Source organism: Leptospira kemamanensis (genome assembly GCF_004769665.1).
Classification (GTDB): domain Bacteria; phylum Spirochaetota; class Leptospiria; order Leptospirales; family Leptospiraceae; genus Leptospira_A; species Leptospira_A kemamanensis.
The window spans coordinates 1-17,863 of record NZ_RQGG01000019.1 but is presented as its reverse complement, the minus strand read 5'-3'; the positions used below and the strand labels follow the sequence as shown (position 1 = coordinate 17,863).

At 36.3% G+C, this 17,863-nt stretch carries 17 protein-coding genes and 1 pseudogene; 14 read left to right on the top strand and 4 right to left on the bottom strand.

The window, feature by feature from the left end:
* The first annotated feature begins 64 nt into the window (after positions 1–64).
* The 3 genes from EHQ59_RS07680 (at position 65) to EHQ59_RS07670 (ending at position 3,567) form a co-directional block, all read left to right on the top strand.
* Complete coding sequence (locus EHQ59_RS07680; RefSeq protein ID WP_135618954.1) at positions 65–2,551, top strand: SpoIIE family protein phosphatase; 2,487 nt, start codon at positions 65–67, stop codon at positions 2,549–2,551.
* Positions 2,552–2,618: 67 nt separating this feature from the next.
* Positions 2,619–3,044: a DoxX family protein gene (locus EHQ59_RS07675; RefSeq protein ID WP_135618952.1), complete on the top strand. Its 426-nt coding sequence runs from the start codon at positions 2,619–2,621 to the stop codon at positions 3,042–3,044.
* Between the two features lie 4 nt (positions 3,045–3,048).
* Complete coding sequence (locus EHQ59_RS07670; RefSeq protein ID WP_425270133.1) at positions 3,049–3,567, top strand: LA_2478/LA_2722/LA_4182 family protein; 519 nt, start codon at positions 3,049–3,051, stop codon at positions 3,565–3,567.
* Between the two features lie 106 nt (positions 3,568–3,673).
* On the opposite strand, the gene EHQ59_RS07665 is transcribed toward EHQ59_RS07670, so the two are convergent.
* Complete coding sequence (locus EHQ59_RS07665) at positions 3,674–4,234, bottom strand: hypothetical protein (RefSeq protein WP_135618947.1); 561 nt, start codon at positions 4,232–4,234, stop codon at positions 3,674–3,676.
* Between the two features lie 129 nt (positions 4,235–4,363).
* On the opposite strand from EHQ59_RS07665, the gene EHQ59_RS07660 reads away from it, so the two are divergent.
* Positions 4,364–4,744 (top strand): ArsR/SmtB family transcription factor, encoded by a 381-nt coding sequence (locus EHQ59_RS07660; RefSeq protein WP_244245439.1) that lies wholly within the window; start codon positions 4,364–4,366, stop codon positions 4,742–4,744.
* A gap of 208 nt (positions 4,745–4,952) precedes the next feature.
* Positions 4,953–5,492, top strand: coding sequence for a dihydrofolate reductase family protein (locus tag EHQ59_RS07655; RefSeq protein WP_135618943.1), 540 nt, complete (start codon positions 4,953–4,955; stop codon positions 5,490–5,492).
* Between the two features lie 180 nt (positions 5,493–5,672).
* On the opposite strand, the gene EHQ59_RS07650 is transcribed toward EHQ59_RS07655, so the two are convergent.
* Positions 5,673–6,365, bottom strand: a complete 693-nt coding sequence (locus EHQ59_RS07650) for a hypothetical protein (protein WP_135618941.1) — start codon at positions 6,363–6,365, stop codon at positions 5,673–5,675.
* A gap of 23 nt (positions 6,366–6,388) precedes the next feature.
* Between EHQ59_RS07650 and EHQ59_RS07645 the strand changes: the two genes are divergently transcribed.
* Entirely contained in the window at positions 6,389–7,198 is an 810-nt protein-coding gene (locus EHQ59_RS07645; protein ID WP_135618939.1) for a hypothetical protein, read from the top strand.
* Between the two features lie 36 nt (positions 7,199–7,234).
* On the opposite strand, the gene EHQ59_RS07640 is transcribed toward EHQ59_RS07645, so the two are convergent.
* On the bottom strand, positions 7,235–7,792 hold the full coding sequence (locus EHQ59_RS07640) for a DUF2569 domain-containing protein (protein WP_135618937.1): 558 nt from the start codon (positions 7,790–7,792) through the stop codon (positions 7,235–7,237).
* Positions 7,793–7,971: 179 nt separating this feature from the next.
* Between EHQ59_RS07640 and EHQ59_RS07635 the strand changes: the two genes are divergently transcribed.
* The 7 genes and pseudogenes from EHQ59_RS07635 (at position 7,972) to EHQ59_RS07605 (ending at position 15,881) form a co-directional block, all read left to right on the top strand.
* A complete protein-coding gene (locus EHQ59_RS07635; RefSeq protein ID WP_244245438.1) occupies positions 7,972–10,785 on the top strand; it encodes a M16 family metallopeptidase in 2,814 nt (937 codons plus the stop codon).
* A 9-nt stretch (positions 10,786–10,794) separates the two neighbouring features.
* On the top strand, positions 10,795–12,171 hold the full coding sequence (locus EHQ59_RS07630) for a tetratricopeptide repeat protein (RefSeq protein ID WP_135618933.1): 1,377 nt from the start codon (positions 10,795–10,797) through the stop codon (positions 12,169–12,171).
* Entirely contained in the window at positions 12,171–12,539 is a 369-nt protein-coding gene (locus EHQ59_RS07625) for a hypothetical protein (protein ID WP_135618931.1), read from the top strand. Before EHQ59_RS07630 ends, EHQ59_RS07625 begins: the two co-directional genes overlap by 1 nt.
* A pseudogene (locus EHQ59_RS07620) lies at positions 12,536–13,438 on the top strand (DUF4436 family protein). Before EHQ59_RS07625 ends, EHQ59_RS07620 begins: the two are co-directional and overlap by 4 nt.
* Before the next feature lie 149 nt (positions 13,439–13,587).
* The gene (locus EHQ59_RS07615; RefSeq protein WP_135618929.1) at positions 13,588–13,860 is read left to right on the top strand and encodes a hypothetical protein; all 273 of its coding nucleotides are present in this window, start codon (positions 13,588–13,590) and stop codon (positions 13,858–13,860) included.
* A 101-nt stretch (positions 13,861–13,961) separates the two neighbouring features.
* The gene (locus tag EHQ59_RS07610) at positions 13,962–15,080 is read left to right on the top strand and encodes a GGDEF domain-containing protein (protein ID WP_244245437.1); all 1,119 of its coding nucleotides are present in this window, start codon (positions 13,962–13,964) and stop codon (positions 15,078–15,080) included.
* A 120-nt stretch (positions 15,081–15,200) separates the two neighbouring features.
* Positions 15,201–15,881 carry a hypothetical protein gene (locus EHQ59_RS07605; protein WP_135618927.1) on the top strand — a complete coding sequence of 227 codons (681 nt, stop codon included), beginning with the start codon at positions 15,201–15,203 and terminating at the stop codon, positions 15,879–15,881.
* An 83-nt stretch (positions 15,882–15,964) separates the two neighbouring features.
* Here EHQ59_RS07605 and EHQ59_RS07600 read toward each other — a convergent pair whose 3' ends face one another.
* Complete coding sequence (locus tag EHQ59_RS07600) at positions 15,965–16,657, bottom strand: hypothetical protein (protein ID WP_135618925.1); 693 nt, start codon at positions 16,655–16,657, stop codon at positions 15,965–15,967.
* A 144-nt stretch (positions 16,658–16,801) separates the two neighbouring features.
* Here EHQ59_RS07600 and EHQ59_RS07595 point away from each other — a divergent pair, with 144 nt between their 5' ends.
* A complete protein-coding gene (locus tag EHQ59_RS07595) occupies positions 16,802–17,305 on the top strand; it encodes a hypothetical protein (RefSeq protein ID WP_135618923.1) in 504 nt (167 codons plus the stop codon).
* Positions 17,306–17,863 lie beyond the last annotated feature (558 nt).

The following is a 17,863-nucleotide window of genomic DNA, read 5'->3' as shown; positions in this document are numbered from 1 at the left end:
TTTCGTGAAAGGATCTACTGGATTTCTTGACTTTTCTCTGACTTTCTGATTCTTTTTTCCCAACATGATCCAATTTTTAACCTTTGTTCGCTCCTTATTTCAGGCACCAGACGGTGTGGAGCTTCGATACCAAAGGTATTTTGTCGCAACTAATTCCATTTATGTGTTAGCTGGACTCATCCACTTTACCTTTATATTTTTCTTTTGGATCGTGGGAGCACCAGAAATGGCATGGTTTAACCTAGGAAGTGTACTATGGTTTGCCTTCACCATTTGGATCAATCGTAAGAAGTATTTATTCACTTCTTTGTATTTATGTTTTCTCGAGGTATTTTTACACGCTCTCACCGCAACGTACTTTTTTGGCTGGGGTGCTGGTTACCAGTATTACATGATGTTATTTGCAACAGGGATTTTCCTTTTGCCTCCAGGGAAAACCTTCCTGAAATTTGGGAGCATTGTCATTGGATGTTTACTCTTTGCTGCTACCTATTTTGATTCCATGACCCACCCTCCTATCTATGTTTGGGGAGAAGATTTTCTTGCCTTCATCAATGTTTCCAATATTATTTTTTCCACTCTCTTTCACGCAGGTTTTGCTTATTACTTTACGTTGGCTGCCAATAGTGCCGAAGATTCGTTAGAACGAGAGAACAAAGCGCAAACTGCTTTTTTTCAAAACATATCTCACGAACTCCGAACCCCGTTAACGTTAATTTCAGGGCCATCCGAATCTGCCTTACTACGAAAAGAAGGCTTAAATCCATCAGAAGTCAAAGTCATAGTCAACCAAGGACGTAGACTTACACGTTTAGTGAACCAACTCCTAGACTTACAAAAAATCACTTCTGGTCGAATGGAACTGAAAAGAACTCCCCTTCCTTTGGGTGAGTTTCTTTCCCTCGTCGCAGAAAATTTTACAGCCTATGTAAAAAGAAAGAACATCCACTTTGAAGTAGTCATAGAAGACAAACCGATCTATGTGAATGCTGATCCAGAACAATTGGACAAATGTATTTTTAATTACTTATCCAATTCCATCAAGTTCACCGATGTCGGAGGAACAATCCGTTTGGTTTTGCAGACAAAAGACAAGGAAGCAGTTGTTTCCATTTTCGATACCGGAATCGGAATGCAGGAAAGCCAAATGAAACGATTGTTTTCTCGATTTGGAATCAGTGAAGCGTCCCTAACCCGTGAACAAGAAGGGACAGGACTCGGTCTTGCCCTTGTCAAAGAGTTAGTAGAACTTCACGGTGGTAAGGTAGGTGTCGAAAGTGAATCTGGTAAGGGTTCTCATTTTTTCTTCACTCTTCCCATCCTTACCGAAATTCCGCTAGCGGATACATCAGAATGGAAGGAGAAAAAAAATCTTTTATTCCAACATGAATACATTCCAGATGATGCAGAAAAACAAATCCCTCTGTTAGAAAAGGATATCCCAACACACAACTATAAAGTCTTAGTCGTTGAAGACAACCCAGATTTACGATCCTATTTAGGAGCCATCCTTACCAGAGAGGGTTATCATGTGTTAGTTTCCGAAGATGGACAAGCGGGACTAGATGCCGTTTTAAAGGAAGAGCCCGATTTAGTGATAACTGACCTCATGATGCCAAAACTCAGTGGTCTTGATTTGATTCAGGAGATTCGAAAACGAGAACAATTTCACTCTACACCCGTGATCTTACTGACCGCAAAAGCCGATGCGACCACAAGACAAACATTACATGGGGAAGGAGCAGATTTTTATTTAGCAAAACCATTTTTAGAATCAGAACTCTTAAGTGTGATCCGTAATGCATTTCGTTTAGTGGAAAAAGAGTTTTATTTAAAAGAAGAATTAGCGAGAGGGATTCGCATCCAAAAAAAATTGATTCCCGATCCAAATTACAACTCAGATAAGATCAAGTTGGAATTGGAATTCATTCCGAGTGATGGTATTGCAGGGGATTATTATATAATCCAAACTTTACCAGACAACAAAACATTTTTCTTTTTGGCGGATGTTTCTGGTCATGGATTTGCAGCGGGAATGGTAGCTGCCATCTTACATTTTGTATTACAATTGCCAAACCTAACCAAAACAAATCCATCCCTTTGTTTACAAGAAATCAATTCTTATCTGTATGGAAATACAGCCGGTTTATTTGTGACCGCAGTGGTCGCCATCGCAGATCACAACCAAAAGACGGTCCATTATGCAAAGGCTGGTCACGAAGATATTTATTTAGGATCTCAATCAGAATTGAAACATTTGACTGGATCAGGAAAACCTTTGGGGATTCTTTCAGATTGGGAAGGTAGTAGCGAAAGCCTAACCTTTCGAAAGGGTGATAAACTCTTTTTGTTTACAGATGGACTCTTTGATGTTCGTTCGAAAGACCAAACTTTATTTCGCGATTCGGGTTTCTCCCTTTGGGCAAAGGATAAAGAACTTTGGAAAAAGGAAACTGCCTTAAAAGAACTTCTCGAAATGGCCAAAGAACACCAATCTTCTGAGAAATTTGAAGACGATGTCACATTGCTCTCCATTGAATTTTTAGAGTAACATTCTTTAAACGCCAATTTTCTGATATCGCAATCGAAAAAATTGTCTAAATCCTTGGAGAAAAAAAATGCAAACAAATCGATTACAAAACGTATTCAGAATCATTTTGGGTCTATTTATGACACTGGCGGGAATTGGCCACCTAACATTCCAAAGACAAGAATTTTTAGCTCAGGTTCCTAGATGGTTACCTCAAGATCCTATGTTTATGGATTTTGTGGTTTTGTCTTCGGGTATCGTCGAAATTGCATTTGGACTTTCCCTTTTATTTTGGGCAAAAGAAAGAATCAAAGTGGGTCTCCTACTCGCTCTTTTTTTCATTTTAATTTTCCCTGGGAATATTTCTCAATACACAAATGGTATCAGTGCTTTTGGTCTAGATACAGATGAGAAGAGACTCATTCGTTTATTTTTCCAACCAGTTTTGATTTTATGGGCTCTTTGGTCCACGGGAGCACTTCGTACTCTTTTAGATCGAAACAAAAAATCTTAGATTGATTTTAAAGAACAAAACCAGATTTACAAATATTTCTTTCCGAATCCTCAGAAATTTTGTAAGTTTGGTCAAATTCTACCATCTAGAGGTTTTTATGACCAAAACATCACAAACGTTAGCACTTGTTACGATCCTTTTGTCACTTGGGTATTGTAACAAACTGACACAATCACCAGAAGCGAAACTCAAAGAACTAGTTCCACAATTCCAAAAGACAATGTGTTCCAAAACAATCGAATGCACAAAGGATGAGTTTGCAAAAATTCCTCCTGCTTACCGCAATATGATTCCTCCCTTTATGCAATCCGAAGAAAGTTGCATCACATTCTTTGATGAGAAAATGAAAGAAGCAGAAAAAAAACGAATCGAAGAAAAACGGGAAGTGACAGCGGAACAAGTGGAAGCATTTGAAAAATGTATCAGTGCCTTTGGAAAACTGACTTGTGATACATTCAAAGGAGCCAAAGAAAAAGTCTCCATCCCGGAATGTGAAGAAGCTCAAAAACTTTCAGGAAATTAATCTCTTCGGTTGTTGCTATCATCAGGCAACAACCAGCACCTCCGACTCAATTTTCAATCAAGTTTAATTTCTTTTAAATCGATCCAAGCTGTTGAATCGATAGATTTCAATTCTCTAGTTTCACTTGCGTTCCACTAAAATTTTCAGTGTCTCGAAAGTATGGATGGCATAATCCGATATGCAACAGGGCAACAAAAATTGCACCAGGAAGTAAGTTCATTGCAACGAAATGAAAGTTTTGATGTGCAACTTGGATTTCTGTGATTTGAAATGATAGGGAACCATCTTGTTTCGAGATTAAATATAATAAAAACATTGATGTATGAAGCGAGGTTAGTGTCACATGCAAAATATATTCTAAGGAACTCAATCCTCCAAATCGAGTTCTTGCATTCTTTTCTTCCCACATATCTAAAATCTGAATGATCCAATCCAAAGAACCTAACAGCACTACAATTAAATACAATAATCCAGTTAATTCATATTGAAAAAATCCAATAAGAATGATCGGAAAAATAATTGCCCTAACAGTATGCAATTTGTGCTCATAAATGGTATCTTTGAATCGGTAAAGTTTATATTTCCAAAGATGCAAAACGATTCCATCAAAAAAAGCAAACACAGCAAACAATACCAAAAACACCAAACTTAAGTCCCTTAAATCCATACTCAACACTCCCTTCCTTCGTGTGCATATTTGCACATCAATGCACATATAATTCTTGTAATGAATATGTCCAGTAAAAAAAAGAAAAAGACTAGACCCTTTTTTTTCGCAATTTAGCTTTGAAGGATGGTGGCGAAACATCGAGTGCAATCGGAGAAAAAAAAAGAGTCAGCGATCGAAACACTCAATTTTGTTTTAGACTCAAAATTTTTATCAGCATTAGCAGAGCCGAGTCGTATAGAGGTCTTAAAACAAGTGATTCGCTCTGGAAAGGCAGACATTTCCGAATTAACAAAGAATTTAACAATTGATCGATCTGTCATTTCGAGACATCTTTCAATTTTACAAGAAGTTGGAATTTTAGAACGGGAAAAATCTGGAAAACACGTATATTACGAACTAAATCCCAGAGTGGCGATTCAAAAGTTCAGAAACATTTTAGAACATTTAGAAGAATTGGTGGCCATTTGTTGTCCACCGATTGAGTCAGAGCAGTCTTCCAAGAAATAAAAATCGAAAGGTTTACGCCTCAAAACTTAAAAATAAATTTACAAAATCTTAATCCTTGTTATGTTGAATTTCGACTGACGAGGCAGATAGAAGAAAGTTCTTTCTTGCGAATGACAATGGTAATCTCACACTCTTAACCCACCAAATCCCAAACACTTGTTCTAATTCAATTACGAACAATCTTTATTTAATTCTTATCAGGTGATTTATGAGAGAGATACATTATTACGTAGCCACTTCCATCAATGGTTATATCGATAGCCATCGTACAAACACAGACCTCTTTATCGCAGAAGGTGATCATGCCACTGCGTATGCAAAGGGTTTACTCCAATATTCAGATGTTCTAATGGGTAAAAATACCTATGAATGTGGATTTCAATTTGGTCTTGTCCCAGGAAAAAAAGCATACCCTTGGATGGATCATTACCTAGTGAGTGATAGCCTAGAAAAAAACCATTATGGAGAAGAGATTCATATCCTACGGACAAGGGAAATATTGGACACCTTACAGGAGTTACGTGCCAAAAACGATACTAAGCATATTTATTTATGCGGAGGAGGAAAACTAGCAGGATTTCTTTGGGAGAAAAATGAAATTGATCGCATTTTCCTTAAGGTAAATCCGATGGTGATTGCATGTGGTGTTCCTTTATTCGAATCAATTCAAAGTGACCAAAGATTGGAACTTGTATATTGCAAAGAATATGAATCTAAAGTATTGTTATTGGAATATCAAAAGATGTAACAATGATCGTTTCGGGAACAAAAATGGAAACAATCGTTTTTGTTCCCGATTGAAATCTAATCCAAAGCTCTCTGCATGGTTTCCAAGTTGTCGGTACCTAGATAAAGTAAGAAACTGTGATCAAATGAATCCTTGGTATCGATTCTTCCAAGTTTTTGTTGGCATTCCACTCGGCGTTGCCTATTCGTGAACCACAAATCCACTTCCACCCACGATCTCAAATCGAAGGGTTGTAAACTCAAAATGAAAATCCTTTTTGCTTCTTTCCTCCATTGCTTCTTTATGTTCGGATCCATCTCGATTGGGATTTTTTCCCTGAACCATCTGAATCATGTCAGCTTCTGTATCCCAAACACTAAAGGTTAAAAAATGGCGCGGAGGGCGAAAGGCTGCAAACGCCTTTTGTTTTCCAGGATGATTTCGCACTTGTGTTTCGACTGGTTTTCCCCACTTTGTAAAACGAAACAATTCTTTGAGTTTTAAACGAGCAAGAGTAATTGCAACGGTAGTGGAATCGGGCTTGGAGATGCGATCAATCACTCTTGCCAAACTGAATTCACTGATCGATCCCCACCTTCTATACATTCGCAAACGAAGATGCCAACCTTTCTTGATCTGGCCTTGTTTGTGTTTTTCTAGAAAATCATTTAAATCTTTTTCAGAGTTCCATAAAGCAAACACAACGACTTCCTGAATCCGGTATCGTTTCCAAGAAAACAAAGATTCACCTAACAACATGGGAATCAAACATTCCGAATGAATTAACCCTCTACTTTTACGAAAAAATCGATTTCCAAACAAATACCAAGGGATTTGATACAATGGCACGGGAAAAGAATGAAAACTAAATATTTCTTGTGTTTGGTCTGCCATCTGATTCCTAAAGGATAGATTCTATGGAAACAAACCATTTTTTATCCATTGTCATTTGTTTTGGTTATATAATTGCTCCGCTGTTAAGCAATCATTTCTTTTTGAAAAATTCAAAATCATATCAGTGGATCCATATCCTCTCTTTTACCTCTGTTCTGATTTCCATCTCAGGTTTCCAAAGAATGTTTTCCATTGTATGGTTTTTCTTTTGTGGATATGGCCTCTATTTGTATCTTCATCTCCACAAAACTGACCTTTTCCAAAACAAACATTGGTTAGGAACGATTCCATTTTTCTTTAGTTTGGTCTCAGCGACATGGATTGTCTCTGGAACGAATGATTTTCGTTTATTGGGATATGATGAAACTTGGAGTTATTATGCAGCCATTCATGGATGTTTTATTGGATGGTACCTCTTATCAGGTCTTTGTTATTTAGCGATCAAACACAATCACATGAATCTACTCATTGTATTTATTGGAATGATTGTATCTCTCTTTTTTTTCATCGCCATTGGGATTTACCAATTCGGATTGTTCAAAAAAATCGGAGTGATTGGATATGTTGTCTTATTTCCAACTCTAGTCCTTTACTTATATCGAGTGATGGATCCCAAACACAATCTCTCCAAAATTTTTTTAGGTATCAGTGGATTTGCAGTTTTGATTTCTCTTGGACTTGCTTTTGGAAACGAGTTTTTCCCCTCGGCACCAATCTACCACATTCACCAATCAAACATGGTCTTTGTACACGGCGGAATCAATGCATTTCTTGTGATCCCTCTATTGTTAGGAGCCATCCTTAACGAAGAAAGGAATCGGATCGATTCCTAAGTTTTCGAAAAGGAAGTATCGATCCAAGATCTCGATTCAGAGAGATCCTTCTTCCTTTTTTGATTCTACAAAATTGGGACCTGGATTTTGTTGTGGTTCCTGTTGTGGTTGCGATTTTCCATTCACGAACGTAGCTTTGACACGTTTGGATACAAACATATAGGGAATCCAAATCAAAGCAGCCACAACAGATCGCGCTAATTCCTTTAAGGATGCTGGGTCCAACGCATCTTCTCCCATTGGAATCAGGGAAGCAAGCCAAAGGTCCAAAGGCAAAATGAGAAGAGGTAAAAATAAAAATATTACATACCCTTTCGGGAAAAAATGGTGTTTGGCAAAGAACAAATACAGTAAAAACAAACTACCAATAAATAGAAGAGCATTGTAAGAGGCTTCAAAGAGTAAAAGTGGTTTCCATAGTGGGTGGTACGATTCTGTACCTGGAGTTGTTAAATATTCAAAACTTCCATCGGTAAACATATTGTAAAACAAAGGTACAGATTGTTGTGCCAAACGTGCAGGGAAAATAATAAGCCCTATTCCCACAAGGACCAACCACCCTTTTAAACCTTTCCAATTCTCTTCATTACTCATTTTGAATCCCCTAACAGCCTTTAAAAATATATACTATGTTAAATGGTCAATCATTAGATTTTTCTTGCAAGAAAATCGTAACACGGAACATTTTTAAATTCTCAATGGTTTCCTCTTCCAGACAATTTCAAATCTTCCTTTTATGTTTGTCAGTATTGCAGCTACACTGCAATACATTCTTGGCTTTATTCTCAGAACCTTTTCCTGTGCTCGAATACCATTTAGAAAACGGATTGTCCGTTTATTTAAGCCAAAATCCCAAAGAATCTACCATCAAAACTTCCATCCTTGTCAATGTAGGATCTGCAGATGATCCAGAAGATGCAACAGGACTTGCTCATTATTTAGAACATTTGATGTTTAAGGGAACGAAGAACATTGGAACTATCGATTATGCAAACGAAAAACCATTCTTAGATCAAATCGAAACTTTGTATGAAACATACAGACAAACCAAAGGAGAAGGCAAACGCAAAACAATTTATGAAAAGATAGATCAACTTTCATTGGAAGCGAGTCGATTTGTGATTCCCAATGAGTTTTCGAGAATCCAAGGCAAAATGGGCATCACCGAATCCAATGCCTTTACTTCCCATGACAGAACTTACTATGTAGCAACAGTTCCATCGAACCAAATTAAAAATTATATCCAATTGGAATGGGAACGATTCCGCGAACCGATATTCCGCACCTTTCATACAGAACTGGAATCCGTGTTTGAGGAACGAAATCTTCGTGTCACTGACTTCCGCTCGAATTTGTTCAAACAATACTATCAGATCATGTTTCCAAATCATCCCTATGGAACCAAAACTCCCATTGGAACTGATGAAGATTTAAAAAACCCATCGATCAAAAAAATTCATGAATTTTTCCAAAAACATTACGTTCCGAATCAAATCGCCATTTGTATGTCAGGGAATTTGAATCCAGACGAAGTGATAGAAGAAATCAAAAGAACATTTGGAACGATGCCAAAAAAAGAACAAAAAACTAATTTTGAAATTCCAAAACACATACCACTCGAAATGACAAAAGAGATTTTGGTTCCTTCAAAAAAGAAAATTTATTTATTTGGAATCAAACTTCCAAAAACTTCGCCAAAAACTGTTGCCGAATTAAATGTTTTTTCACTTCTTCTTTCGAATCGATACAATGGTTTGTTAGACGAAAGTTTATACTATTCACAAAAAGCAAGTTCTGTATCCACCTCAATCACAGAATGGAAAGACTATTTACTATTAAACATTTGGATCGAACCAACAAAAACCACTTCCTTGAGTGAAACAAAATCAGAAATTCTTTCTGCCATTCAAAAAATTGGAAACAAAGAATTCACCGATGAATTACTCCAATCCATTCAAAAAAATGAAAAAATAAACACGATCAAATACAAAGACGACAATGATTTTCGATTAAATGAAATCTCAGAAATGTTTTTGGCAAATTGGGATTTCAAAAAGTTACAAGAGAAATTCCAATTCATCAATCAAATCTCAAAAGAGGATTTAAGTGAATTTGTCAAAACGTATGTTAAGGGAAATCTTGTATCCTTCGCAACCAAACAAGGAAATGCAAATTATACGTTCATTACAAAACCAATCATTTCCAAATTAGAGTTTAGCAAAGAAGAAGAATCAAAATTCAAAAAAGAATTTTCTACAGAACCTTCTGAATTACTGACACCTACATTTGCGGATTTCGATCAATTACAGTCGAAACAGTATACAAATGGAAACCAGTTCATCTACCAAAAGAATAAGGAAAATTCATTATTCAAATTTAAGATGATCATCGAAAATGGAGCATGGATCAGCCCTTATTTAGACATTTCCATCGATTATTGGAAACACCTTGGCACCGATTTATACACGGCCAATGCACTCTCCACTAAATTTTATCTCTTAGGAAGTTCTCTTTCCATCCAAACCAATGGGGAAGCACTCGAAATCAGTATGGAAGGTGAAGACGAACAATTCATTGCTTCCTTTCGCTTATTGGAACACTCAATTAAGTCCGTAAATTCTTCGAAAGAAGTTTGGGAAAATTTAGTGAATGATTATCTCCTTCGTTTAGAAAACAAAAAAGAAGATGAATTGTCTTTAGACTTGGCATTACATCAATATGCTTTATTTGGGAAAAATAGCCTTCGTTTTTATTACGCAAATCCAACTGACATCAAAACTTTTAAATCCTCGCAAGCAATCGACTTGTTAGGTGACTTACTCAAATACAAGTCAAAAATTACTTATTATGGCAATATCGATTTTAAAACATTAGAAACAAATGTATTTAATGAATATTTAAATCGAACTAATCCAATTGACACAAACTCGTTTTCTAAAAAGAAATATAGACCCAATCACGAAACTAATTTTTTTGTACTCGATCGCAAAAGACCACATGCAGAACTAAACTTTTTTGCCACAGTTGATCACAAAGATCATAAAATATACCCATATGTCAGCATTTACAACTTTTTATACGATGGACTCTCATCACCCTTTTTTATGGCAATGAGAGAACAAACGGGAAATGCGTATGCGGCCGATGTGTATCTAAATTATCCAGAATGGAAAGAGGATCCTATCCTTTGGATGGTCAATCTATCTTGCCAAGCAGACAAACTCAAAAACTGTTTGTCTGATGCAAAATCGAGTCTTACGTCTCAAAACATTACGGAAAGCAGATTTGAGGAAGCGAAAGTATCCGCAATCAATGTTACCAATACAATTTCAAAATCCAATCGATACTTAATTGATGAATTCATTCGTTCAGAACGACTAGGAATCAAAGAAGATTTAGATTTTTTGATTTACGATTCCATTAGAGAAACAAACTGGAAGGACTTCATTCATTTTATCAAAAAAATCAATGAAACTGGAGCGTTTCAAATTTCGTTGATTGGCGATACGAAAAAAGTGAATCGCCAAACTTTAAAATCCTTAGGGAAAGTAGAAGAAGTGAGTGCACAATCCATCATAGGAAATTAGGAGATACGAATGAAACTTGGACTTAGAATTCTTAGCAAAGATTATAAACACATCCGCATTCTTTTTTTAGAGGCGATATTTGCCTTCCTTTTGGTATTTTTGAATCTTGGTAATTTAGATTTAAAACATTCCTTCGGAGTATTCGATAAAATTGGATGGGCCAAAGATTTGGGATTACTCATTCAAAAAAAATCATATGAATCCAAACTACTAAAACAAATCGAAGTGACTCCAAGTTTGGTGAGAGAAAATTGGGAACTCGGACTTTTTTATTTAGAGTTCGAAAAAAATCCTGAGTTAGCGATTCAATATTTTACCAAAGGTTTTGAAAACGACGTTACAGGAAACTTTGCATTCCAAAACAAAATATTTGAATCTCATGTCCGTATGGGTCTTGAATTGTTTCAATTGGATGAAATGATTTTTAAGTTTTGGGAAAATGATTACAATTTATATTCCAAAATTTGGAACGAAAAATATGATAAAGCCCTCAGTTATTATAATATTGCCATTGGTATGGAAAGTTCATCCTTTAATTCAGATCCAAGGACTGCTGAATTTTTCATTTTAGAAGGTAATTTACGATTGTATGCAAATGATTTTGCAAACGCAGAAGAATCATATAAAACTTGTATTTCGATTCAATCGGATCGCGAAGAATGTTTCATTGGACTTGCACTTGTAAAATTAAGGAACTCATCTAATTTTCCTGATTCAAAATATGCAATGGATAGCGAAGCATACACCTTAATCCAAAGAAGTTTAGAAACCCACGAAAAAGGAGACAACCTACTTTCCAAACATAGTTTATTTGAATATTGGGTACATTCACCTTCTTATCGAAAAGACCAACTTAAACGAATTGAAACACTTAGAACTGAGTTAGCACAAAAGAAAAACGACATAGGTTTATACGATTACGTTTTGGGTTTAAGTTATTATGACCAATGGAAAGAAAGTTTAACTCCTAAGATGCTAAAAAGTTTTGAATTGGCTGCCGAAAAAGAACCAGATAGCATCGATTATTGTATCGAATACGGTTTTAATTACGCATATTACGAAGACTCCGTCAAGGGAACCAAACTTTTAGAAAATTGCAAAGAAAAGTTTACTCCTACATATCGCCTCTTATCCTATTTAGGTGATAGTTACTTGCTTGCTGGAAATTATGAGAAGGCAAGGCAATATCATTTGGAAGCAGAAAACAGTGAAGTTTATGCAGAACAAAAGGATATGGTTGTATCCCACCAAAATTCTTATTCGATTGGAAGAGCAAACTTATTATTAGGTGATCGAAATGAAGGAATCAAATATTTAGACTTAGCATGTAATAATGGCCAAGGACTTGTCCAAGCTTGCAAAAGATTAGAAAAGGAAAAGGAATAATGGAACAACAAACATCTGAAAGCAACATCAACCGGATTCTAAATAAACTCTCAAATCGCATGAGTTTGTTTGGAAAAATTTTAGTGATCCTAGGTGTCATTTACCTCATTGGTGGTTTAATCACGATCCAAGACAATTATGGAAATATATTTGAAGGTTTGTTACAAATCTTTTTGGGTTATATTACGATTCGTGTTTCCATCCTTTTTAAAACAGCGTCCGAAAAGGATATCCTCACGATCGATGATTTAACCATTGCATTTGAAGGAATCATTCGAGTATATACATTCCAAATCTATTTTTATGGATTCATCTTCTTCCTCGCACTTTTCACTTTAATTTCCCTTGCGTGGACCAATTTATCATGACATCGTTTAAAAAATTAATATCCTCCAACAGATTCCAACTTATATTTTTAATTTTAGTTTTGATTGTTGGGAGTTATATCTCGAGTGTTAGATATTTCATAAAAGACAAATCTGATTTCGCTTCTTTCACTGATGTTGACATCGATCACGTCAAAACATCCGTCATCCATGCAGATGTAAGATCGATTGAAATTGACAAAAGAGAAGCAAAAGTAGAACTCAGAATCTATTTAGCAGAAGACTTAAGTTTAAATCGAAGATCCGATACACCAAAGGAAGATCTTAGATTAATTTCTTATAGTAGTAACGAAGAATTTAGTTTCAAAGCAAAACAACCGATTCGCAAAATTTTAATCACGTTACCATTGGTAGGTACTGTCACTGACTATCCTTTTGATCAGTTTCAATCCACTCTCAGTTTAGGTTTCTTAAAGAAGGTTTCCGATTTAGAATTCACTGGCATACCCATTGTATTAAATATGCAATCACCGATCGCAAGTTACAAACTGGAGTTTTTCGATAAATCCGTTGAAGACTTTTGGACTGACCGAAATACAGGAAATGTAGATCGACTCATCCAAGTAGAGAGAACCAAAAGCAATCAATTTGTCTCCGTATTTATAATGGTCACTATGTTTTGCATTGGCCTTACCACAATTTTAATCACCACCTGAATTCTCTTATACCAGAAAGAAATCCATGTCTCCGAGTTATTTTTGTTCGCCTTACTGATATTAGTTTTACCTGCGATTCGAAATGCACAACCGGGAATTCCTGGTTTTGGAGTGCTCTCCGACTATCTTTCTTTTTTCTGGGCACTCGGACTGACGATTGTTTCCTTATTAGTGCTGATCATCGATTGGCATTTTTTTAGAAATACAATTCGAGAGAGAACATAGAGTATAGAATCTTAAGAAAAGAGATTATTATTGAATTGCTGTAAGAATGTTAGTTCTGGATCTAAAGGGGACGATCGAATCCTATCTAAAAAGTTTACTCAAAACCAGAAGGATGCGCATTATCCCTTTTACGAAAACAAATTAAACCTGTGTCACCTAACACGGAAGAACGGTCAAGTCGCGGTGTCCCTTTTTTTTATGATTCAGGGAAAATGGTAGTCGGATATCGTTTTTCAAAAGAACTTCTCCCTTTCTTCATTATGAAAGGGAATGTATTAATGAATTTAAACCATCATTTAAAAGATCACAGTGCTTCCTCTACCGTCACTCATTTTGATGGGTATCGCGGCTGGCATTCCAAGTTTAGAATTTATTTCATTGACGGAATCAAATTTTCTGATTTCTGTATTTTCCAGGAATGATTCGAAATCTGTTCTCGGAACCCTTAACTGGACAGTCGAAATTCCATTCGGATGAATCCTCAAAATGATACAGAATCTAAACTGGTCTTCACATCATTTCCATGAACAAAAATAAAGAACACCTTCCACTGACTACCAACGTAAAATCTATCTCCGTCCCATCCGAGCCCGAAAAATTCCAAACCGCCAATTTAGCACGTTGTGTTTACACTCTCGTGATGGTTGTGATTTTTTATCAATTTCAACTCCCTTGGATTGTTGCCATTGGAATGGTTCACCTCTTATTTGCGATTACATGGTTTCTACTCATTCATTTTGAAATTTTAATAGAAAAGGATCTTTGGTGGAGTGGATACATACCTGCAACCTTTGATTTGATTTGGTTAACAGTTCTTGCTTATGGCACAGGTCATATCACATCTTTTTTTATCTTAGGTTATTTAGGTTCGATTGCTTTGAGTAGCATGTCTCTTGATCGAAATTACGGAATTTATAATGCGTTTTTAGCATCCGTATTATTCAGTGCCATGGGCTTCTTGGTATATTATGAAGTGTTACCTTTGGTAAATATCATTATGCCAGCCGTGAAACCAACTCTACTCAGTATATTCATCTCTTCCCTTTTGCTCGGTGGAAGTGCATTTATCGTAAATCAAATTGTTTCTAAATTATTTTTCTCACTTACGAATTTAAATGAAAAATTATTAGCAATTGCGATGACAGATCCATTGACAGGAATATCCAATCGACGCTCATTTTTTACCAATTTAGAAATTGAAATCGCAAGACAACATCGCAGTCAGAGCCCTTATCCCATTGCATTTCTATTATTTGATTTAGATCTTTTTAAATCAATCAACGACAATTATGGGCACGAAATTGGTGATCTTGTTTTAGTTGAATTTGCGGGTGTCTTAAAAACTTCGCTTCGCAAACAAGATTTTCCAGCAAGATGGGGAGGAGAAGAATTCCTTGTCCTTTTACCCAATACGGAACTTGATGGAGCCATCGTCGTTGCTGAAAAAATTCGCACTACCTTCCAATCCCTTTCCTTTGCCATCAAAGGGAAACAATTACAATGTTCCACAAGTGTTGGAATCTCCCTCCTAAAATCTCCAGACGAGAATCCAGAAACTGTCATCAATAAAGCAGATGAGTATTTATATATCGCAAAAGAAAGAGGACGAAACCAAGTTGTTTCAGACAAAAATCGATTTTGAGTTCATTCTCCTGGGCAACACTCCATCTAACAAATAATAGGATAAATCTATTGATATTTTCATTGACGATTTAACCTTGATTAGTTTCCTTTAATCCAAATTCAAATTCACAGGAAAGAAATGAGAATATTTATTACCCTCGCCCTCGCAGTTACCCTATTCAATTGTCGTTCGAAACCAGAAATTTTACCTAATTATCCGAATAAATCTTCGGCAATTGTATTTGAAATGGGAATTCCGAAACTTCTATTTGGAGATCAAAGTGCCCAAAGAGTTTGGCTTGTGAAACTTGATAAAACCAAAAAGAAAATCAGTGAACTCCAATTAATGGAATCTAATTTTGCATCTCAAACAAGATTATATTATTTGAATATTGAGCCAGGCGAATATGCATTCGTTGGTGCCCACATCCACCAAAAAGGAAACCAAAACCAACCAGAAGCGAATTTCTATCATGTGTTCGATCGGGCAAATCTTGAAAAATCCAAATTCACTGTGAAACCAAATCAAGTATTGGTTTTAGGAAAGTATCGAATTGCATACAACGGTACTCCTTTAGAACAAGATCCAGACATGGACAATGTAGGAGAATCTATCGTGGGAAGTTTTAAAACGAGCCTCGGTATTAAAGTAGCAGGAGCGATCGCATCCGCATTACTAGGTGGTGGAGTGCCAGATACTTCTGGATATTCCGGGTTTCAAGAAATTGTACAAACACCAGAGTTGAAAGCAGAAATTGAAAAAGAAACTAAATTGGATTTAGAAGGAACAGAATGGTTTACCATTCCCATCGCTAAATAAATATTTTGAATTCAAGATTGGATTCTATTGATTCAAACACAGAGAAGTCTAATGGAAACATCCATTAGACTTCTTTTACGATTTTATTTTTCTTTTACAAATCTCTCTAAATTCGCTTTGTAAAATTTTGATTGTTCAAACCGTAATAACTTAGCACCAGCAGGAACGGAAAAAATCGCACGGATTGTACCTTTTCCGCCATTTTGTCCGATCCATCCTGTAGTTGTTTCCCCAGCATCAGTATCTCTAGACATAGGAATCCCGTAATGACATGCAGTCATCGCAGCAGCATATACATTTCCATTTACTTTCGGGAATACAGGTTTTCCTGCATACATCGCATTTGCTACATTGTTTGGATCAGAAACTTCAACGAGTAACTTCATGTCAGGAAATCCCGAAACAAAATCAGCCTTTTCAAATCTCGCAGGTGAAGTTTCAAAATGCCTTCCAAAATTTGATTTTCTTGCGGAGTATTCAAAATAGGATTCAGGAAGTTTTTCATCGCATATATTAAAAAAACGGAAATTTTTACTCAGATTGGTAACCTCGAAATTAGCCACATAAAAATCTTCTCCCCACCAATCTGCACCGACTTTTCGATAAAAACCTAATTCGACTAAATTGATTTTAAAATCGGCTGAAAGGTTCTCCTGGCTAGGTGAGTTAAAAAAAGGATCTTTGGTTTCGAGCGAACGGCATTGGCTCATAAAAAGGAACAAAAGGAAAATCGAGATAAACTTAATTTGGAACATACCGGGCAACCTAACATGCATAGTTGGTTCCTGTAAATTCAAATTTCAATAGAAATCCCTCCCCTCTGATCTTGGAATCATTCAAATTTTCCTACGAAAAAAAAATATTGACTCTTCCCAATCAAACGAATAGAACACGATCCAAAAAAACAAAGGGTATACTCTATGAAACAACTCAAAAAAATTTCCTATTATTTATTCTGTTCCGTGATCATTAGCGGAATGGTCTTCTGTAAATCAGCTGGCGAAAAAAGGGAGGCTGAGTATCGAGACACTCAATTCAACCAATATGTATATGAAAAAACCTGCGTCAAAATTTGGCCAGAAGTGAAATCTTACATGAATCGGGAAAAATTCTTTTTGCCAGATTCTCCTAGCGGCCAAACCTCCTTTACTGTCAATTCCGAGTGGAGAGATGATTCCTTTGGATCCAGCCGAGTGAAAAAAAGTCTTACCATAGTCGCACAGGAAGTAGAAAAAAAAGGATGTACTCTAAACATTACACTGAATGAAGAGGACACGTCAGGGGGACAAATGACCCAAAGATTTAAAAATCGAAATACCTATTACGAACGTGAATTGATCGCAAAAATAGAACCCAAACGATATGAAAAAATCATTAAAGAAGGGGAAAGAATCAAAGGCGAATTAGATCATCAGAAAAAATAGATCAATAGTACCTTCCGTTTCATTGGAGGAGATTTACATTAAAAAAAATCTCCTCCAATGAAACCATTGATCCTAAAAGGCATTTGGAATTCCATGTAGTAACTTGTAATTTCCAATCCATTCATGGAATCAATGTTTCTAACTGAAAAGCTAAACCACGGCTCTTGAAACAATTTCTAACCTTAATCGAAACTGTGAACTTTTTCCAAAGGATTTTTTGTGATTCTGGGAAGGTTCTTTCCGAAAGAAAGGTTTTGTGTTAGAGGGGAAAGTGCCACTTGCCCACGAGCCACTCCCCGCATGGCCTAACTCAGGTGGGGGTTTGTGAATTCACGCACGCAATATGTCGCATAATTGTTTCTCTTTCCAACTACCCACAAGAACCCCATCCTCACCGACAAAGGCCGTAGTCGTTACCAAAACAAACCAATTACAGGGTATAAAAAAACCCCACCAAACACTGGCGAGGTTCATAATCTTGGACCCTGAGTAACGAAGTGTACCGAAGGGAACTTTTACAATATACAACGTAGCGTGACAACAATCCTAACGAAAGGT